Raw genomic sequence first — 21,081 nt, 5'->3', positions numbered from 1 at the left:
AGTTAAAGGAGGCCATGAGAAAAGGAGCTTTGTCATGAACACAGATCCTAAAGTACTTATTGTTACTTCGGCATTTGGAGACGGGCATATGAAAGTAGCCGAGGCCATCGAACATTCATTTCGACGTCAGGGCATTAGCCGGATTACCACCTTGGATCTATTCGCTGCAGTCCATCCTACCTTGAATGAGCTATCCCGAAGATTCTATTTGAACAACACAGGGTATACCCAAGAATTTTATGGATTCTTGTACACAATGACGAGTAAGATGAGGCCAGAGCAGTTCATGGGTAGACTCATCCATTCTATGGGCAAACGAAAAGTGCAAAGGATCATCGACGTGATACAGCCGGATATTATTATTCATACCTTTCCTTATTTGGCTGCAGCTGAGCTAGCATCAACAATAGGAAGTCGGATGCCTCTATTCACGGTTATGACGGATTATGTAGTTCATGGCAGGTGGCTTCACCCACAAACGACGAAATATTTTATCGCTTCAGAAAGCATGAAGGCGACTCTGATGGCAGCAGGGATTGCTGAAGAGAAGCTTGTGGTCAGTGGGATCCCTATTCGCGAGGCTTTTGAACAGACTCAGGATCGTGGAGCACTTTTACGCAAACATGGGTTACATGGAGATCGCCAATATCTATTACTAGCGGCAGGGGCTTACGGCGTATTAAGTGATATTAGCAGTTTAATAAAAAGAGTACTGCTTCAATCAAGCTTCGATGTCATTGTATTATGCGGGAATAATCATAAGCTTCGAACAGCTACGGTGGAGCTTTTTCAAGAGAACCCTCGTGTTCACATTTTGGGCTATACGGAAGAAATGCAGGAGCTGATGTGCATAGCTTCCTGTCTATTGACCAAAGCAGGCGGGATTACCTTGACTGAGGCGATGGCTCTAGCACTTCCAGTTATCGTCTATCGACCACTCCCCGGTCAGGAGGCAGGCAATGCAGAATGGTTATCTGGGCACCATTTGATAGAGATCGCACGAAATGAGGAGCAGTTAATAGAGCAGCTTCAGCGATTGGAGCATATGGCGTACAGAGAGGAAAGGGAACAGCATATGAGGGTCTTTTCGCGGAAATCAGCCTCGGATGCTATTGTTACCGAAGCCTTAGAGGCTATTAAATTGCGTCAGTCCTCTGTTCCCGCAGTAAAATCCATGCTTGTTGAAGGGCAGGCGAAGACGATTCATGGATATTATTAGGAAGAAAGAAAGGCAACAGCAGACGTTTACCCGCCTTGCAATAATTCTCTTTTTTATAGAATGGATAAGAGGTGCTGTCCTAATCACGTTCTTACCCACTTATATATTGACGAGCTGGGGGCTTACAACGTCAGTAGTTGGCATTGCGGTCTCCGTACACTATTTAACGGACAGCTTGATCAAAAGCTTCATTGGCTATCTCTTGGATAGATATCCTGGGCGCACCGTGCTTCATGGAGGGTTCTTTCTAGGATTCGTAGGTCTGTTAATGATGGTGACAACGCATAGTCCGTGGATGCTTATTGTAGCCTCTGCTTGCTTGGGGGCTGGATTCTCACCGATCTGGATCCTATGTATGAGCCAGGTATCAGAGGAAAAACGAGCACAACAGATGGGTACGTTGTACGTATACTGGATGGCAGGTCTAGGTCTGGGTCCCGTAATGATGAATTTATTAATGGGTGGTGGACTGTCACTGTCCCTTGCGGTCATTGGATTATTTTTTGTAGCGGGCTGGATCATGGTAGGTCTTGTGAAGATGAACAAGGTCTCGGTGCAGCGTGTGAATATATCCGTAGGCGAGCAGTTTGTATCTCTATGGAACAAAGTGAAGAAAGGGGGATTTCTCGTCCCTGGCATGCTGCTGCAGACTACAGCGGGCGGGATACTGGTCCCTTTTCTAACCAGCTTTGCTATTTCGCATTTAGGTCTGTCCCATTCTCAGCTGTCGATCGTGTTATTTATGGGAGGAGCAGGTGTAGTTCTATTTCTTGTGCCCATGGGAAAATGGTTTGATCAAGTTGGAGGTAAATGGTTCCTTGTGATTGGGTTCGGCGTATTTGCGGTTGCCTTGTTCGGCTTAACTTCTATTAATTCCTTCTCCGCCGCCATTGGACTCTCGCTTCTGCTGGGATGTGCTTATGCTGCTTTACTTCCCTCTTGGAATGCTTTAATGGCCAGTTACATTCCCGAAGATTCCGTAGGGATCAGCTGGGGCTTATTGTTTTCTATAGAAGGTTTAGGGGTGGTTATTGGTCCGCTAATTGGAGGCTGGCTGGGAAGCTCAGGGAATCAATTGCTGCCATTTCAAGTCAGTGCCTGTTTGTTTGGATTGATTAGTGTTGTCTACTTACTATCCCCTGCCCGATTATTTATTCACAGAAACAGAGTAATCGAGAAGCTTCCAAATGTATCGTAGTTAAGATTTATTTAATAGACTCTTCACAACGAATTTAGGAATTGCACCTAAGCTTAATATGCAAGACTAAATAAGTAATGAAGGGAAGGAAAAAGAATGAAGAAGAAATGGTTACTCACAGGAGGGGCAGCAGGGATTAGCGGGGTTATCATGCTGGCTACTGGACTGACGGCGTTTGCGGGAACCTCTGGGTATGAGGATTATAAAGCGGCACTTAAGAATACTGCAGAGAACATGCAGAGTATTACCGTACAAGCTGATGCGATACTTAAAGATAACGGCAGTGTTCTTAGTCAGGCACAAGGAAGCTTGAAAGCAAACTTGGCGAATGAAGCCGTTAGTGGGGCTGTAAAGATTAGCGGGTCACAAGGTTCCCATGTACTTAGCCTCTATAGTCAGCCTGACGGACAGGTCTGGAAGAGTGATGCTTCCGATATCTATTACGTAAAGCAGGATATAAAGGATAAGAAGGATCAGGAATCAGGAACAGAACCCAAGGAAGCCGTTTGGTTAAGTAGCCAAGAAGAGACAATCATGGATGCTTTGATCGGTAATTTGAAGAATGAGTTCACATCTACCACCGATAAAGACGGTGCCAAGCATATCTCGCTGCAGCTTGATAATGCGCAAATTCCGGCAGTGATGCAGGCTTTAGCCCCAGTTCTGTTCAAGAATCTTTCAGAAGAGAAGGATCATGAGTCCGGTAAAGACACTGCTGTAGATTCGAAAGATCCAGAAGATCTTATTCAGCAGAACCTGTTTGATTTTCAAGCCATTGATATGACGAACGGCGTACAGATTCAAAGCATCCGTCTGAATGCGGATATCACTCCAGCCAATGCGCTTCAGCACCAACAGTTAGATCTTACGTTTGTGGGTCAGGATGAGCAAGGAGCTTCCCATACGTTGGCTGCTAGTCTGGATGTTCAACTCTCTGCATTCAATGCGACTACGACAGAGTCTATTGACCTGACAGGTAAACAAGTGCAGCAGGTGAAAGAGGATCATGAACACGGACATCATGATTAACGTTGTTGTGATTAAATAAGTGTGGAACAACTAAAAAGTCTGCAAATAGAAAGTCTCTATGATGTGAATGGTCATAGAGACTTTCTTTGTTTAAGGGTTGTTTTAGCATATACTAGTGCTAGGCAAGCCCCACAATTTGGAGGTGTTTGAATGAAAACTTTAGTTAACGAAAGTGACAACTGAAATGACTTATGAAGAAATCAGCGAACTTATTAGTAATTAATCAATTTAACTTCTACTGAACTCCCCCGACTTCCGGTGCTGCCAACTCATGAATACCAAAGATAATGCAATGATCGTGAGCATAATCCCAAGGACTTGAAATCCCTCAAAGTTAAATTTTTCTCCCATAATTATCCCTATCAACAAGGAAGATAGGATGGTTCCCAGATATCTTGATGTGTTAAATAAGCCCGATGCTACACCGATGATTTCTTTTGGAGAACTTTGGAACAAAGCGGCTTGCAGACCTACATTGTTCAACCCATTGCTAATCCCGAAGGCAGCCAATGCCACACATACACTGATAACCGGTGAAGTCTGATTTAATGTGACAAGCCACACCGATCCCAATGTCATTAGTATTGCGGATACCAGCAATGCTGGCCTGGGGCCAGATCTATCGATCCAGCGTCCTGCTATTGGAGCAGTAATCAACGAGCATAATCCTAGCGTTAGCATGAGAATCCCGGTTTGGAACTCACTGACATGCCGTACCATTAGCAAATAAGATGGAATCCCGAAAAAGAGGGAGTAAAAAAGTACGTTAACGAGCATAAATTCAATATTAACCAAAGTCATCGCCGGATATTTGGCAAAGGTACGCAAAGGAATAAAGGGTGACTCCGCTTTTAACTCATGCCGGACGAATACTCCTAACAAAGCGATTCCTGTTAGTAGGGCAATAACATTTACTAATGCGACATGCCCGGATGATTTGGCTGAGAGCAATCCAACAAGTAAGGCGATCAGTCCCATCGTGAAGAGCAGGATTCCTGTCACATCCATCAAATTAAACCAATTTCGAAAGGATATCCCGCGGGTAACGGTTGTTGACGGTTCGTCCTTAGGGATATTTCTCCAAGATAAAAGAAAGCTCGCCACGACGAATGGAATATTGACGAAAAAGATAGCGGGCCAGTCCCACCAGTGAATGATGACCCCGCCAATAAAGGGTCCAATGGCTGCCGCTCCGGACAGGAATATGGACAAAACAGACAGCGCTGTCGCTTGTTTCTCCGTAATATGAATACGTACAATGGCCATTCCAACGGCTACCATCATGCTTGTTCCAATGGCTTGCACAATCCGGAACACGATGAGCCACCCGAAATTCGGGGATATTGGAGCTAATAAGCCTGCAATGAAGGATACGACAAGGCCAGTAAGAAATATCTTCCTCCGGCCGAATAAATCGCTGGCTTTTCCCATAACAGGTTGAGCGACACTACTTGCAATGTAGAAAGAAAAAATGATCCAGGAAACACCTGTATAGTCAAGCTGGAATACATTTTGCAGCCTTGGAATAGCAACAGAAACCATTGAAGAATTTAAAGGATTCAATAATATCCCCAAACCCACTGAAATCATTAACCACCTGCTGCGAACACTCATTATGAAGCCTCCCATTACTTATTAATTTCATCGTACTTGAATTCGTTTATTCATTCCAACGCATTTCATGTTATGATCTCATTGATTTGAAGGAATGAATGGAGGCATGAAATGGAACTTCTGCAATTGCAATATTTTCTCGCAGTAGCTCGTTTGGAGCATATGACTGAAGCTGCACGAAATCTACATGTTACTCAATCATCCCTAAGTAGAACGATTCAACGTTTGGAAGAGGATCTTGGGGTCCCTTTGTTCGATCGGGTAGGGAGAAAGCTGCGATTGAATGAGTTCGGCAGACGATTCCTTCGCCGTGCTGAAAGAGCTTTATTTGAATTGGAGCAGGGAAAGCAGGAGCTTAGTGATTTATCTCACCCGGAACATAACACGCTTGAATTAGCGGTGACCACCGCGAGCACATTACCCAATATCCTTCGCGAGTTTCGAAAAAAGAGACCTGATATTCAATTTCATGTGCAGATGCTGACCACGCAGGAAATGATCACACTTTTGGATAGAGGAGAGGTGGATTTCTGTTTGTCCTCACCACCTATAGAAGGGGACGATATCGAATGCCAAATCGTATTTATCGATCCAATCCTTGTAGCCGTTCCAAAGGGGCATCGGTTGGCTAATCGAAGTAGCATATCCTTGATAGAGCTGAGAGATGAATGGTTCGTCGGGGTTAAGAGTGGTTATGGAACTCGGGATTTAATAGACTCTGTGTGCCAATCGGTTGGATTTGTGCCTAAATATGTATATGAGGGGGATGAACCTGCAAGGCTTAGTGCGCTTGTGGAAGCTGAAATTGGCTTAGCCTTCATTCCGAGTACGGCAAGGAATTCACGGGAAGATATCAAATATCTCCAAGTTGAGAATCATGAATTGGAAAGAGAGATTGCTTTGATTTGGCACAAGAGCCGGTATATTTCGCAAGCTGCTCTGGAATTTCGTGAGGTAGTTGTAGAATATTTCGGAGCGATATCTAAAGAGCATTAAGATAATTGAGGATGGGTATCGAGAGGTATTGAACTGGATACATAAGAACAATTGCATCCAGCTCAAGGACACATGTTCTAAAGATATATTTTATAATGAGGATGTAGAAGAATCTGGTAGTGTTTAGTTATCTGATGTTGGTTCTTCCATAAACCATGAGATATGGGTGCATCTCTTACAAATAAGGATTGCAGCGTTTTTGTTTGCCCAGTCAAATCCTAGAAATGATGCTCCGCTTGTGTTAAGCAGTTTATAATCCAGATCAAAGGTATCGTTTTGACAACAAGGACAGGTTATTCGCGCGCCAGCAGCACTGTATCTCATTTTTAAAACCTCCTGTGAATTTGTATAGTTCTTTAACGCATCTGAGGTTATTAAGGTTTCATGTACTCGAACTTACTAGTCAATTTGGGGTGAAATTATGAACAGCTGGGAAACAGCTTTGTCAAAGGTATGTGAGCTTTATTTTTCATCGGAAGTGAATTCGAAATTAGAATGGATCTTGGTTGGCTCGGTGGGTTCGGTTTTACAGGGCTGTGAAATGACTCCGGGAGACGTTGATATTTATACTAAAAATAAAGAAGGGATTGCACAATTTGCAGTACTTCTGAAGGAATATTCCCTGATAGACAAATGTGAACTTCCTCATGGGGAGAACTGGTTATCCTCTTTAGAAGAACCTGCATACACTCAGACCTTTTCTTCGGGCTTTTCGTGGACAAAGGGAAGTTGGATTATCAATGGATTCAAAGTGGAAGTCGTTCATATCTCCAACTCAGCGGGAATTCCTGATTCTATGGATGGTGATGGGATATGGGAAGGTGGGCGATTCATTTGGAACCATTGTAAGAATGTAACTATCGGACGGTACACTATTCCTACGGTTCCTCTAGAAATACAACTGGAATCTAATTTAAGACGACAACGGTCCGACAGGACACAAGCGATTATTACTGCATTGCAAAAATATGGCTACGATCAAGAACTAATCGAAAAAGCTCTATCAAAGAAACACTTACCTTATTTTTATTCTCAAATGAATGGAGCTAAGTGATTTATTAATAAAAAAGGAATATACTGGTATAATATGGTTGGTAATCATGGGAAGGGGTTGATTTCTATGTCAGACTTTTTTAATCCAGGACCTAGTTCGAATACGACGGACCCTGGTGGTCATAAAGCAAACCATGATGTCAATGCGCAGAAATATCATACACAAGGCGTTCCTGGATTTTGGAGCGAAGTGACCAATCTTTTAATTGTGGTGGCAATCATTGCAGTTATTTTCTTACTCATATGGATCTTTTAATGGTGTTGTAATGAAAAAAGGACAGCCCTCATTCAACTTGAGGGCTGTCCTTATCATTATTGAGTGGAGTATCCTCCATCGATGACTTTTTCCGAACCTGTAATACCGATGGACATTAAAAAGATGACTCCTGATGAATACAGAAGTCATCGGATTGCTCCTTAATTAGGTGTCCCCTTTTCCAAATAGCTGGTGTCGCCAACTTTTCCTACCGTAAACTTGCCGTTCTCCCATTCGACGATCGTCACGCTGGAATTCGGCAAACCACCTTTGCTCATATCCCAAGCTTTAGGGTCAAGCCCCATGACCAAATCCAAGATGGTGATGCCGTGGGAAACGACAAGGATATTCTTTTTCGACCCTTGATTATCGGCAATGATCTGGTCTACTGCCGCTTTCGTCCGGGCGAAAACCTGAGCCATGTTTTCTCCGTTCACCGAGGTGTAATCAAGTTTCTGGAACGAAGCAACGTTTGTATGCTTCATAATATCTGCTTGATAAGCGCCTTCCAAGTCACCGAAGTTCATTTCTCTCAACCGCTTATCCGTTTTCAGAATCATGTTTCGGCCTTCCAAAATGGTATCGGCCGTATCTACCGCACGTCCGCTCGAGCTGCTGTATGCTGCGCTGAACGGAATGTCATGCAAGCCTCGTGCCAGGTCCTCGGCAACCTCGATACCTTCTTCCGTAAGCGGAGCATCCGAGGAGCCCTGCATCCGTTTTTGTACGTTAAACAGCGTTTCGCCGTGACGAACGAAGTAGAACGTGAGCTTGTTTTGGCCGTTTTCCGCATAGCTCTGATCGCCGACTTTTTGCACCGTGTATTTGCCGTCTTTCCACTGAATCTTCGTTACGCTGGAATTCGGCAAGCCGCCCTTGCTCATATCCCAGGCTTTCGGGTCGAGACCCATGACCAAATCGAGAATGGTGATGCCATGCGAAATAACAAGCACATTCCCGCCTTTTGTTTTATTTGCTTCAACAATTTGATCCAGCGATGCTTTAGCCCGCTCGAACACGCCTTGCATATTCTCGCCGTTCACCGAGGTGTAATCGAGTTTCTGGAACGAAGCAACATTTGTATGCTTCATAACATCTGCTTGATAAGCACCTTCCAAGTCACCGAAATTGATTTCTCTCAACCGCTTGTCTTTGATCAGCTTGAGATTGCGGCCTTCAAGAACAATATCGGCCGTGTCGCTTGCCCGTTCGCTCGTACTGCTGTACGCAGCAACGAACGGAATGTTCTTCAAGCCTCTGCCTAGATTCTCGGCTACTTCAATTCCTTTCTCTGTTAGAGGAGAGTCGGAGAACCCTTGCATACGTTCTTGTACATTGAATATCGTTTCTCCATGCCGTACCAGATAGAAAGTAATCCCTTGATCTTGATCTTCCTTATTAGCAGTATTATCTGCACTTGCACCAACATTGCCTACACTAAATGAACTTAAAACGAAGAAAGCCATCATGACAGTAAAAAACTTAGATAAACTCTTGTTCATATACATATCCCCTTTACTATCTATTTTGAAAGCGTTAACATTGTAATTATATCGAGGGTCTTAAATTCAAAATATCCATTTTTTAAGCAAAATTAAGGCTTATTTTTTCATGTTTCGTTTGAATGTGAGATGTACTTATATATCCAAATTAAAAAAAGCTATTATATAAAAATGAATTTGCGGAGTATAATGCTATTTAGCGTTTTGACCAAAGAAACGGATGAAGAGAGGTGAACGGTGGCTTTGGATTACATTTATGAAAGCATTCAAATGAACAATGATTTGCCAATTAATATATTTCTTCATAATGCGCAATTTGTGGAGGACCACTGGCATGACAGCATTGAGTTACTGTTCGTTCTCAAAGGGAAAGTCGATGTCTATATTGAAAAGAAAAGATTTACTCTACAAGAAGAGGATGTCTTGATCATCAACAGCAATGAAATTCATTCCATTCAATCCCATGAGAATAATTTGGTGCTTGCCTTGCAGATTCCCATTTCATTCATTAAAACTGAATTTGCCGATATCGATCAAGTTAGGTTCCTATGCAAATCCTTTCTATATGGAGAGGAAGAGCAAGAGAAATTTAATGAAATCCGCTCTTTATTAGCCGAAATGATGTGGGTATATAACAAAGAAAATTATAGCTATGAGCTCAAAATAAAGTCGTTACTATTCCAGCTAATTTACGTACTGCTTTGGAAATTCAGAGAGAGTCGCGAAGATAATAGTAGTCGAATTGGTTCCAAGTACACAGAGCGTATGTTAAGTATCGTGAACTACATCCAAGGCAACTATATGAAATCACTTAGTTTGTTCGATATTGCGGAGCAGGAACACTTATCGGTTCCATATTTGTCTAGTTTTTTTCAGAAAAGTATGGGGAAGTCCTTTAGTCAATATGTCAATCAGCTTCGATTGAAGCATGCTGTCAGAGATATTACTTACACGGATCATTCCATTACTCAAATTGCTATGGACCATGGATTTCCGAGTTTGAAATCTTTTCACAAGGTGTTTAAGGAGGTTTATAAAATAACACCGATTCAATACCGTAAGGATTTGCAAAGGTATGAGGAGCATGAGAACCTGTCTTCAAATGATTATGCAACTTACTTGGATTTTGATCGTGAGAATGCGTATGAGGCTTTATTCAAGTATTTGCCTTCACCTGATCAGCAAACAGCCGATAAGACGCTTGATAAAGGTGTAGTCTCAAAAGAAATTAGGGTGCATCTCTCCGGTAAGAGTACGGTGATTAAACCTTATTGGCGAAAAATATGTACGATAAGCAAGGCGAAGGAAATTTTAATGAGTGAAGTGCAAACGCATTTAAAGTTGATTCAGGAAAAGGTCCAGTTTAGTCATATTAGGTTTCATGGGATATTTGATGATGAGATGATGGTTTATCGTGAGGATGCACAAGGCAATCCGATTTTTAATTTCTTCTATGTCGGACAATTAATAGATTTCATACGAAGCATTGGAATTCGCCCTTACATTGAGCTTGGCTTCATGCCTAAAGATTTAGCGAGTAGTGAGTCTTCTTTCTTCTATAAGAAGAGTAATCTGAGTAAACCCAAGGACATAGGGAAGTGGAGAAAGCTCGTGGAGCAATTACTTTTGTTCTGCAAAAACCGTTATGGCGAAGAAGAGATGAAGCATTGGTATTTTGCTTGCTGGAATGAACCTGATTTGCAAGTTTTTTGGCCAGATGCGTTCGAAGATTATGGCGAAATGTATATTCAGACTTATCAAGCTGTTAAAGCTAGCTGCTCTAAATTCCAAATGGGGGGGCCAGATCTTTTTTCAGAAACGGTATATCAAGAGTCTTGGTTAGATCATTATTTAGATTTCTGTATCACAAATCATTGTATTCCCGATGTTATTTCGTTCCACAGTTATCCAGTACGAGAGCAGCGAGTAGTAGATAAACCAATATCTTGGATACATTTAAGTAACGATAATTATTTGAATGAAACGATTCATTTGTTAAAAGATAAACTGAAAGCAAAGCTCTCACAAGTGCCTGATGTTCAAGTAACGGAATGGAATTCAACACCATTTCACCGCGATTTGACGAACGATACCTGTTATAAAGCAGCCTATATTGTGAAGAATGTACTAGAGAATTTAGATGAACTGCAGAGCTTAGCTTACTGGTCCTTGACGGACTTACTGGAGGAGCTGCCACCAGCAGAGGAACCCTTTCATGGTGGATTGGGCTTAGTAACGAGCAATGGAATTCTAAAGCCAGGTTATTATGCTTATGAGCTGTTAGGCAAGCTTGGTGATCGCCTAATGGAGCTTGGCGCTGGATATTGTCTCACAAAATCGTCGCAAGGCTATCAATTGATGGTTTACCATTATTGTCATTTTGATCGATTGTATGGTACGTCTGATTCACTAGGAATTGACGCTTTGAATCGATATCACGTCTTCAGAGACACGAATAATTTAGAGATGAGTTTTGTGATCCAAGGAATACCAAGTGGTGTATACAAGCTTCGTCAAACTACGATAAATCGGGATCACGGCAGCGCTTATGATACATGGCTTGAGATGGGTGCACCAAGTTCACTTGATGCAGAGGAAGTGGCCTATTTGAATCGTAAGGCTGTACCCAATCAAGTGAGGAAGACGATTGATATCCAAAGTTCGCTCGATATTAAATGTAAATTAAACCCTCATGAAGTTCGATTATATGAACTATGGCCTGTGTATGATGTATAGTGCTTTTAAATGAAATCTTAATAGGTTTAAAAGACTATATAAATCAATACACTCAAAAAGGGCTGATCCAAATCCATTTCATGGATTTGGATCAGCCCTTTTTTATGATTTTATTGAAAGCGCTTAATTTACTAATGATAAAAATCATGAAATTTGGTCTATTTTTGATTAAGAAACGGAAAGTGGAATGGATGAAAATTGTCTATAATCACAAATGTAAGGGGTTACATTATGGTTGGTCGAAGCTTCCTTACTATGAAATTTACAGGGGGTACGTGTATGAATAAACAAGTTTCATGGAAAGAAAGAATCAGTTATGGTCTAGGAGATACGGCTTCTAATCTTATTTTCCAGACGGTTACCTTATATTTAATGTTTTACTACACGGATGTATATGGGTTGAATGTCGCAGCTGTAGGAACCTTATTCCTTTTAGCGAGAATTATTGATGCGTTCGACGGACCGGTATTTGGAGTCTTAATTGACCGCACGACTTCGAAATATGGGAAATCCAGACCCTGGTTTCTTTGGTTATCGATTCCGTTCGCGGCAATTGCAATTCTTGCGTTTCTGTCTCCGGATTTCGGGGATACAGGAAAATTGGCTTACGCGTATATTACCTATATTCTACTGAATGTCTTATACGCAGGTATTAACTTGCCCCTCACTTCGATTTTGCCAAGCATGTCAAGTGATTCACAGGAAAGAACGGTAGTGTCATCGGTTCGTATGATTCTGGCGCAAGTAGGAGCTATATTTGTCAGTATTGCGACACTACCTCTTGTTGATGTATTAGGAAAAGGCGATCAAAAACAGGGTTTTATGTTAACGATGATGATCTATGCTGGTGTAGCAGTCGTATTTTTCTTGATTACATTTAAAAATGTAAGGGAACGTGTTCAAGTTGAAGGCAATCGTCCCGTCCCTTTTAAAGAAGGAGTAAAGGCAATTAAAGGGAACACACCTTGGTGGATCCTTTTGGCTACTGGCCTGTTCGTATTTATCGGAGTTACAGCAAAGGGTCCTGCTACTATTTATTACTTTAAATATAACCTAGGTAGAGAAGACTTAATTCCGCTTGTTAATGGCCTTAACGTTCTAATGTTACTTGCGATTATACTAGTTCCTTATTTTAGTAAGAAATTAGGTAAACGGAATGTGGTCTTTACGGGGATGATCATTGGTATTGTGGGGCAAATCATTGTCTATCTAGGTGCACAGATGATGTCTGTTCCGCTTGCATTAACGGGTGTCATAATCAGTAATTTTGGTGGGGGCTTTGCATTTGGTCTACTGTTCGCGATGATTGCTGACACGATTGATTATGGAGAATGGAAATCAGGAGTAAGGGCACCAGGCTTACTATCTGCCGCAAGCAGTTTTGGTGCTAAGTTCGGAATGGGGCTTGGGGGTGCGATTGCAGCTTGGGTTCTAGCGTTAGGGAAATATGTACCGAATCAAGCGCAAGCGCCATCGGCTTTGCTAGCAATTGAATTTAATTTTGTATGGTTACCCTTAATTGCGAATGTCATTGTTATTCTATTATTCCTGTTTTATAAGTTAGATAAAGATGAGCCCCAAATGATTAGTGACTTGAAAGCTCGTAGAGGCCCCGGAATTGGAGCCTAAATAAGAATTATATAATTAAAACTAAGAATTTAACTTGGGAGATGAAGGACATCATGGAAAAATATCTATATGAAAATCTGTTGGCAGAACTAGAGAGACGGACAGAGGTTAAGAATGTCAAAGGTCTAGACATGATGATTAAAAAGCTTCCAGATTCAGATGCTGAGGGAGAAATGGACGCTCGTGTTTTGCAGACAACCATCGAAAGTGCTGAAAAGATGGCTGCGATGGGCAAGCCACCTGAGGGAGAGTTTGATTTAATGGCAATGGTTCAGGGGATGCGTGCAATGATGGGCTCGCCGAATACAGATGTAACAACAACGGATATTCTTACAGAATCGAAAGATATAGAAGGTTCAGAGGGTTCTATCCCAGTTCGGATCTATTCTCCAGCTGAAGGCTCGAAGGTCCCGGCGGTAGTCTTCTTTCACGGTGGTGGTTTCCTGGGAGGTACTTTGGATGTAGTGGAGAATCCGTGTAAAGCAATTGCTGAGAAAGCAAATGCAGTTGTTGTTTCGGTGGATTACCGCCTTGCACCTGAGCATCCGTTTCCTGCAGGATTAAACGATTGCTTTGATGCTGTTCGCTGGGTATATGAGCATGCGGCAGAACTGAATATAAATCCGAATCAAATCGCAGTATGTGGCGATAGCGCAGGTGGGAACTTATCAACGGTATGCGCGATGAAGGATAGAGATCTAGGAACAGGTATGATTAAATTCCAGGCTTTGCTTTATCCGACGGTGAACATGGCTGGGGCAGCAACGGATGATTTCGAATGGAATATCGAAGAGTACACGATTAACAATCATCATGAGCTGATCAAGGGACTACTAATGGGTATGGGGGATATGACGACTATGCTGGACAATATTTATTTACAAGGCAAAATTCCTGCAACAAGCGCCTATACTTCTCCCTTATTAGTAGAGGATTTAAGCGGTATGCCTGACACGTTAATTATTACTGCACAGTATGATTATTTGACACTTGAGTGTGAAGCCTACGCTAGAAAACTACAACGTGCAGGCGTTAATACACAGTATATCCGATATAATGGAATGGACCACGCGTTCATGGATAAAATCGGCGTTTACCCACAAGCAGAGGATTGTATGAATGAAATTGCTAGAGGAATTAAGCGCATTTTCGGATAATAACGTGCATGGTAATATAAAAGATCGCTCTCCTTATCTTGTCTAATCAGCAAGATGAAAGAGGGCGATTTTTATTAAAATTTCACCACTTTCTTATTATTAATACACAGCTTTTTTAGTATGTCATTCTGATGTTATACAGTAGGCAGGGGAATTCGTCTGGAAGCTACAAACCCTTGTTTTTACAGAGAAATTTGAATGTTCAGCAAGCCCTAGGTTTAGTTTTTTTCATGAAGAAAATAAGACTCCAGACACATCTCAAGAGCTGTGTCTCTTTGTCGTACTTGTATAAACAAGCGCTTTCCCAAATCTCATCCCCCAGACGGAGAAAGTATCCATCTGGAGCCAGTTATCTAAATTTAGATTCTAAAATAAAATGAATTTAACAATGGAATCACTCTTTAAAAATCGTACGGGAGAGGATGGTTATAAGGTGGAGAAAATTATAGAGGTACAGGGGATTAGCAAGGTCTATGCGAAAAGAAAGACGAAAGAGAAAATACATGCCGTTCGTAATGTTTCTTTTCATGTAAATCGTGGTGAGGTTCTCGGTTTATTGGGCCCCAATGGGGCTGGGAAAACATCAACAATAAAGATGCTTTGTGGTTTGTTAGAATCGGATGGGGGTTCTATTTCCATTAATGGTTTAGATATATGCAAGAAGAGACTGAAAGCGCTAGAGCATATTAGTGCTGTATTAGAGGGAAACCGGAATTTATATTGGCGTCTTACCGTACGGGAAAATTTAGAATATTTTGCAGGTAACCGGGGGTACTCTCGGAAGCAAATAGTCGATCAAACAGAGAAATTATTAGGGCAATTCAATCTTAAAGAAAAGGAGAATGAGCTGGTTAATGGATTATCCCGGGGGATGCAGCAAAAGCTGGCAATCGCTGTGGCGTTATTAGCTAATACGGATGTCATCTTGCTGGATGAGCCAACGCTCGGTTTGGATGTTGAGGTTAGTTATGAATTACGTAATATTCTAAAAACGATAGTAAGGGAAGAAAGACGTACGATCATTATTAGCTCACATGATATGCCCGTCGTTCAGGAGCTGTGTGACCGTGCCATTATCATTAATAAAGGTGAAGTTGTGATTGATGACAGGGTGGAGAATTTACTTAAGTTATTTGAAACAAGGGCATATTCCATTAAGCTGGGTGAGCAATTAAGCCTAGAACAGGAGAATAAACTGTTGAGTATATTCCCTTTAAGTACTTATAAAGCAAGCTCTCATGAAACGATTGTGGAAGTGAACTTAGAGCATGGGCAGGATATCTACGAGTTGTTTGATCTCCTGAAAGAGGAAGGAACCATGGTGGAAAGTATTGATCGTATTACGATTGATTTTGAACAAGTGTTTATTCAGATTGTGAAAGGAGGTAGAACTCATGAAATGGCTCCATTTATTTAATGCGAATTTTCGTAAGGAATATATTGAGATGAAACGTTATCTACCGAACACGATTGCGTTAGTAGCCACTTTTTATATTATATTTCTGGCTGCATTTTTTGGAATTATGTTCATAGGAGATCCGGCCAGCTTTGATACGAATGTTCAATACTCCATTGTAAGTGTGGTCTTTTGGAGCTTAACGATGATGACGATGAATTTTATTGGTTATTCGGTAATCACAGAAGCGACGCGTGGAACGTTAGAACAGTTATATATGTCTCCCTTGGGCGTGTGGAAAATCATGCTCACGCGGATCATCAGTCAATTGGGCTTACAGTCTGTTATTATGATCCTTTTACTCTTTGGTGCGATGCTGACCTCCGGGCAGTGGTTGAGCTTAAATCCTATGACTACGATCCCAATCATTATAGTTACGATGATAAGTATGGTGGGGGTCAGCTTTATGATTGCTGGTTTGGCTGTTATCGTGAAACAAATTCAAGCATTTTTACAGATTTTCCAATTCGTTTTGATGGGACTTGTATTTGTTCCGATATCTGTCGCACCATTTCTGGCGTTTGCTCCATTCGTCAAAGGCGTGAATATGGTAAGAACAGTGATGATAGAGAATCTTACGCTAACGGAGTTGCCCTTATCAGATTATGGCGTATTACTATTAAATTCGCTAGTGTATTTGATTTTAGGGCTCTTTGTGTTTGATCGGTGCGAGAAAATAGCCATGAAGAAAGGTCTTCTCGGGCAATATTAGCCTACACAAACGTTTATTCTTTAGGTATAGCTAATACTTATAACCTGCCATAACTCATTGGTGTAACGGTATAGGCCATCGGATATGCTATATTAATTTTAATAATTTTTTACGAGGAGATTAATATATGAGCACTCAAACCGAACCTAAACAACGAACCGTTACTCCATTTCGATATGATATTGTTGGCAGCTTCCTGCGCCCTCAAGCGTTGAAAGAGGCTAGATCAAAATTCAAAAACGGCGAAATTACCGCTGAGCAGCTGAAGGAAATTGAAAATAAAGAAATCGTTAAGCTAGTGCAGAAGCAAAAAGAGGTAGGCCTTCAAGCTGTAACTGACGGCGAATTCCGCCGTTCTTGGTGGCACCTCGATTTCTTCTGGGGATTTGATGGTGTAGAGCGGACTATTATTGATCAAGGCTACCAGTTTAACGGCGCGCAGTCGAGACCAGAAACAGCCCGATTGACCGGGAAAATAAGCTACAGCAGCCACCCTTTTGTAGCGCATTATGAATTCTTAAAAGGCGCTGCAGGCGAGGGCGTTGTTGCGCGTCAATCGATTCCTGCAGCTGCGCAATTCCTGTTTGAGCTGGATCGGGCAGAAAATAAGGAAAGCACGAATGAATTATACCCGAATCGTGAAGAGCTAATTTCGGATATTGCCAAAGCATACAAAGCGTCAATTCTTGCCTTTTATGCAGCGGGCTGCCGCAGCATTCAAATCGACGATTGCACGTGGGGAGCTCTGTGCGACGAACAGTTTATAGCATTTATGAATCAGGTTGGTGTGAATGTAGCTGAATATGCGAACGAGCTTGCGAAGTTGAACGAAGAAGTAGTATCCGGTCTGCCGGAAGATCTGGTTGTAACGACACATGTATGCCGAGGCAATTATGTTTCTACTTATGCTGGAGTAGGCGGAGGTTATGAACCTATCGCGCAAACACTTCTGAACATCAATAACTACTCAGGTTACTATCTGGAGTTTGATACGGAACGGGCGGGCGATTTCAAACCTTTGCGCTTCCTAAAAGACAATCAACAGGTCGTGCTTGGTCTGTTCTCTTCCAAATTTGGTGAGCTGGAGAGCAAGGAAGATATCCTGAAGCGTATTGAAGAAGCAAAGCAATATGTTGATCTGGACCGGATTTGCCTGAGCCCGCAATGCGGATTCGCTTCTACGGAAGAAGGTAACCACCTGACAGAGGAGCAGCAATGGCGCAAGCTTGCGTATATTAAAGAGATTGCGGAAGAGATCTGGAATTAAGGATAAGTAAAAAGTTAAAAAAACACCTTAAACCGCACGGATATTCATCCGACTCGGCTTAAGGTTTATTTTGATTTAAAGCGAGTGCATCGATATACTTGGCTAGTTCTATCTATACCAGTGACTAGATTAGGGAAAATCTCCCTAATAAAAGCCGATCATTCCTCTAAATGAATCGAATCAGGGAATTCCTCCCTAAAAATCGGGGGATAACTAAATTCACGACCAAATCAGTTGAATTATAGGGAGGAATTCCCTAATCTATAAAACGCAAAGTACAAAAAAGGGAGCTCTCGTTAAGAGGCTCCCTTTTTTGTACTTATATTATTTTGTATAGTTATCGAAGTAACCTTGAATATAAATCATTGGTGTTCCTTTGTCTCCACTACCAGAAGTCAAATCAGATAATGAACCAATCAGGTCCGTTAATCTACGAGGTGTAGTCCCTTGGGCTTCCATCGCACCAACCAGATCCTCATTTTTATTCTGGATATATTTAGAAATGGCTTGTTTCAGCTCTTCACCACGAAGATGAGAGAAGTTGTTATCGGCCAAATATTTCAATTTCACCTCATTTGGCGTTCCATCAAGTCCTGCAGTATAGGCAGGGGATACAACTGGATCTGCCAGTTCCCATATTTTACCGACCGGATCTTTGAATGCACCATCGCCATAGACCATTACTTCTACAGTTTTACCTGTAATTTCTTTAATTTTTGCTTGGATACCATCTACGATAGGTTGGCAGTTATTAGGGAATAGCTTTACGCTTTCTTCTGTTGCTTTATTAGAGCCAAGCAGACCATAAGCTTCGTTAAAGCCGCTGCCATCGATGGATTGTGTAAGAACATCATCCAGACCAAATACTTTTTCAGCACCATTGCTCATGAGAATTCGTTTGGTTCTGAACCGTGTGTGAATATCACAAGTTAATACATTTTTTGTGTAGCTTAAAATGGTTTTCGGATTGTTGGAGAAGATGACTTCACAAGCCACACCTTCAGCTTCAATTAAGCTTTTATAATATTCGATATAGTCAACACCTGTGAATGGGTGCTTTATATAGCCGAAATGTTCACGGAACTGAGCCTCAGTTAACACATCCGTCCATGGATTGACACCCTTAGCATCTAATTCGTCGATGTCTACAAGATGGTTGCCTACTTCATCCGATGGATAGCTTAACATTAAGACTACTTTTTGTGCCCCTTTGGCAATTCCACGCAAGCAGTTAGCAAACCGGTTACGGCTAAGAATAGGGAAAATAACACCCACAGTCTCTTCACCGAATTTTGCTTTAATATCAGCAGCAATATTATCAATGGTCGCATAGTTTCCTTGTGCCCGAGCCACAATGGATTCTGTTACGGTTACAATGTCGCGATCCTCTATCTTAAAACCCTCGACTGTTGCAGCATTCAATACGGTCTGAACTACGATTTCTTCTATGTTATCCCCATTGTTAATGATGGGTCCGCGAAGTCCGCGCACCACTGTTCCAACTACTCTTTCCAATACAATCTCTCCTCTTATAAGGGTATACTCTCTATATAAGTAATGGTTTTTATCCTATATTACTATACCCTTTTAAGCGATATAAGTGAAATTAATGTTTGTGATATCTAATATAAAAAGGATTTATAGAAGGAGCGCCGTATGAACAAAATGGATCGATTGTTAGCTATAGTGCTTGAACTGCAGCGAAATAAAATGTTACGGGCGGAGGATTTGGCGGCTACGTTTGAAACGAGTGTGAGAACTATCTATCGGGATATTCAGGCACTGAGTGAAGCGGGCGTATCCATAATAGGAGCGCCAGGGCAGGGCTACTCCTTAATCGAGGGGTATTTCCTGCCACCCGTTAGTTTCACGCTGGACGAAGCAGTGACATTGCTTATCGGGACTGACTTTATCGAGCAGTGGTTTGATGCCCACTATAGCAATAAGGCTAGAAGCTCTAAAGCAAAGATAGAAGCTATCCTTCCAGAAGCCATCCGCAGTGAAGCGTCACAGATCCGCAAAAGTTTTCGTTTATTTGCATCCGCAGCAGATATAGCACCAATACAAGAAAAGGCATGTCTGGAAGCCATTCGTCGAGCGATATTGGAGGAGAGGAAAATAAGATTTCGTTATTCCAAAAGAATCGCCGAAGCCGATGGGAACCGTCAAAGTATTCGTACGGTTGCTCCTTACGGACTTGTGCTTCATCAAGGATCATGGGTACTCGTCGCTTGGTGTGAATTGCGTCAAGGCATCCGTCATTTCCGGTTATCCCGAATGAGGGAGCTTATAGATCTGGAAGATAAATTCATACTGCCAGCGGATTTCCAATTGGAGGTATACCAACCTCCTGATGATCGCAACGTTCATGTGCTTATCTTAGTCCATTCGGACATAGCCGATAGGGTAAGGGAATCGAACAATTTCTATATTGAAACTATAGAGGAGCATGCGGAAGGCTTACTGGTTACTTTTCGAGTTCGAGAGCCAGCGGAATTGCTGCAATGGGTGCTGGGCTGGGGAGGCGGCATGGTTGTGCTAGAGCCGGAATCTTTTCGCCATCAAGTTAGAAACGAGCTGGAAATAATGTTAAAACGCTACTGACATAACGCTGTCAGTAGCGTTTTTGTATACTTGGATAATTAATGACTAGAGGAGCTGAAATATGATGATTACAACTAAAGAAGCCTTACAACGTTTTGAAGAAACTGCGACATACTATATTCATGCATTAGAGCGATTCAATCTGGAACAGCTGAAGCAAAAGCCAAGTGAAAACGAGTGGTCCATCGGACAGATGGTTCAACATCTCATTAACTCGGCACTGTATATGCAGCTCCGTAATATTGATCAATGTCTGGCGCCAAGCCAAGATCCCTTAATATCTCATGTAGGGAAAACCGAGGATGGTGCGGCTATATTTGCACAAGGAAGCTTTCCACCCATTCGTATTCAGGTTCCGCCTTCTGCCCAATATACACCGGAGCAGCCGGAGAGCAAAGAACAATTAATTCAAGGGTTACAATCAGTCATCCAAAGAATGAGAGAGGTCGAACCGTCTCTTGAAAAAGCGTCCAAACTTAATACCGTATCTCATCCGCGATTCGGTGGACTATGCGCGGAGGAATGGTTCCTGCTTATTGAAATGCACTATCGTCATCATCTTCTGCAGCTGGAGCGATTAAACAAGGAATTGTTTCGGAAAGTGATGTAAACCAAAAAAAGAGGCCTTTGCTGATCTACAGCAATGGCCTTTC

At 42.0% G+C, this 21,081-nt stretch carries 17 protein-coding genes; 14 read left to right on the top strand and 3 right to left on the bottom strand.

From position 1 onward, the window contains the following. Positions 1-34: 34 nt before the first annotated feature. The 3 genes from MHB64_RS22785 (at position 35) to MHB64_RS22775 (ending at position 3,446) form a co-directional block, all read left to right on the top strand. On the top strand, positions 35-1,219 hold the full coding sequence (locus MHB64_RS22785) for an MGDG synthase family glycosyltransferase (protein ID WP_341135427.1): 1,185 nt from the start codon (positions 35-37) through the stop codon (positions 1,217-1,219). After that, positions 1,206-2,417, top strand: coding sequence for an MFS transporter (locus MHB64_RS22780; RefSeq protein WP_094872889.1), 1,212 nt, complete (start codon positions 1,206-1,208; stop codon positions 2,415-2,417). Before MHB64_RS22785 ends, MHB64_RS22780 begins: the two co-directional genes overlap by 14 nt. 96 nt (positions 2,418-2,513) lie before the next feature. Continuing rightward, positions 2,514-3,446, top strand: coding sequence for a hypothetical protein (locus tag MHB64_RS22775; protein ID WP_280786698.1), 933 nt, complete (start codon positions 2,514-2,516; stop codon positions 3,444-3,446). 228 nt (positions 3,447-3,674) lie between these two features. Here MHB64_RS22775 and MHB64_RS22770 read toward each other — a convergent pair whose 3' ends face one another. Beyond that, positions 3,675-5,060 (bottom strand): MFS transporter, encoded by a 1,386-nt coding sequence (locus MHB64_RS22770; RefSeq protein WP_341135426.1) that lies wholly within the window; start codon positions 5,058-5,060, stop codon positions 3,675-3,677. 111 nt (positions 5,061-5,171) lie between these two features. On the opposite strand from MHB64_RS22770, the gene MHB64_RS22765 reads away from it, so the two are divergent. The 3 genes from MHB64_RS22765 to MHB64_RS22755 all read left to right on the top strand — a co-directional run bounded on the left by MHB64_RS22765 (position 5,172) and on the right by MHB64_RS22755 (position 7,365). Beyond that, positions 5,172-6,056 carry a LysR family transcriptional regulator gene (locus MHB64_RS22765; RefSeq protein WP_094872883.1) on the top strand — a complete coding sequence of 295 codons (885 nt, stop codon included), beginning with the start codon at positions 5,172-5,174 and terminating at the stop codon, positions 6,054-6,056. Positions 6,057-6,477: 421 nt separating this feature from the next. After that, positions 6,478-7,110 (top strand): hypothetical protein, encoded by a 633-nt coding sequence (locus MHB64_RS22760; protein WP_341135425.1) that lies wholly within the window; start codon positions 6,478-6,480, stop codon positions 7,108-7,110. Positions 7,111-7,176: 66 nt separating this feature from the next. Beyond that, on the top strand, positions 7,177-7,365 hold the full coding sequence (locus MHB64_RS22755) for a hypothetical protein (protein ID WP_094872879.1): 189 nt from the start codon (positions 7,177-7,179) through the stop codon (positions 7,363-7,365). A 161-nt stretch (positions 7,366-7,526) separates the two neighbouring features. Here MHB64_RS22755 and MHB64_RS22750 read toward each other — a convergent pair whose 3' ends face one another. Then, on the bottom strand, positions 7,527-8,867 hold the full coding sequence (locus MHB64_RS22750; protein ID WP_341135424.1) for a histidine phosphatase family protein: 1,341 nt from the start codon (positions 8,865-8,867) through the stop codon (positions 7,527-7,529). A gap of 243 nt (positions 8,868-9,110) precedes the next feature. On the opposite strand from MHB64_RS22750, the gene MHB64_RS22745 reads away from it, so the two are divergent. The 6 genes from MHB64_RS22745 (at position 9,111) to MHB64_RS22720 (ending at position 17,824) form a co-directional block, all read left to right on the top strand. Beyond that, complete coding sequence (locus MHB64_RS22745; protein WP_341135423.1) at positions 9,111-11,603, top strand: GH39 family glycosyl hydrolase; 2,493 nt, start codon at positions 9,111-9,113, stop codon at positions 11,601-11,603. A gap of 279 nt (positions 11,604-11,882) precedes the next feature. Beyond that, positions 11,883-13,232: an MFS transporter gene (locus MHB64_RS22740; protein ID WP_094872873.1), complete on the top strand. Its 1,350-nt coding sequence runs from the start codon at positions 11,883-11,885 to the stop codon at positions 13,230-13,232. Between the two features lie 53 nt (positions 13,233-13,285). After that, positions 13,286-14,389: an alpha/beta hydrolase gene (locus MHB64_RS22735; RefSeq protein WP_094872871.1), complete on the top strand. Its 1,104-nt coding sequence runs from the start codon at positions 13,286-13,288 to the stop codon at positions 14,387-14,389. A 433-nt stretch (positions 14,390-14,822) separates the two neighbouring features. Next, complete coding sequence (locus tag MHB64_RS22730) at positions 14,823-15,806, top strand: ABC transporter ATP-binding protein (protein ID WP_094872904.1); 984 nt, start codon at positions 14,823-14,825, stop codon at positions 15,804-15,806. Further along, complete coding sequence (locus MHB64_RS22725) at positions 15,784-16,557, top strand: ABC transporter permease (RefSeq protein ID WP_094872868.1); 774 nt, start codon at positions 15,784-15,786, stop codon at positions 16,555-16,557. Before MHB64_RS22730 ends, MHB64_RS22725 begins: the two co-directional genes overlap by 23 nt. Before the next feature lie 127 nt (positions 16,558-16,684). Beyond that, positions 16,685-17,824: a 5-methyltetrahydropteroyltriglutamate--homocysteine S-methyltransferase gene (locus MHB64_RS22720; RefSeq protein WP_094877933.1), complete on the top strand. Its 1,140-nt coding sequence runs from the start codon at positions 16,685-16,687 to the stop codon at positions 17,822-17,824. A 324-nt stretch (positions 17,825-18,148) separates the two neighbouring features. Here MHB64_RS22720 and MHB64_RS22715 read toward each other — a convergent pair whose 3' ends face one another. Continuing rightward, positions 18,149-19,339, bottom strand: coding sequence for a coenzyme F420-0:L-glutamate ligase (locus tag MHB64_RS22715; RefSeq protein ID WP_341135422.1), 1,191 nt, complete (start codon positions 19,337-19,339; stop codon positions 18,149-18,151). Between the two features lie 141 nt (positions 19,340-19,480). On the opposite strand from MHB64_RS22715, the gene MHB64_RS22710 reads away from it, so the two are divergent. After that, a complete protein-coding gene (locus MHB64_RS22710) occupies positions 19,481-20,428 on the top strand; it encodes a helix-turn-helix transcriptional regulator (protein ID WP_341135421.1) in 948 nt (315 codons plus the stop codon). Positions 20,429-20,495: 67 nt separating this feature from the next. Next, positions 20,496-21,038, top strand: coding sequence for a DinB family protein (locus MHB64_RS22705; RefSeq protein ID WP_094877938.1), 543 nt, complete (start codon positions 20,496-20,498; stop codon positions 21,036-21,038). The last annotated feature ends 43 nt before the right edge of the window (positions 21,039-21,081 follow it).

This window comes from Paenibacillus sp. FSL K6-2859, from assembly GCF_038008265.1.
Taxonomy (GTDB): domain Bacteria; phylum Bacillota; class Bacilli; order Paenibacillales; family Paenibacillaceae; genus Paenibacillus_AQ; species Paenibacillus_AQ nitricinens.
The sequence above is the reverse complement of the archived record's forward strand: the minus strand, read 5'-3'. Positions and strand labels throughout refer to the sequence as shown.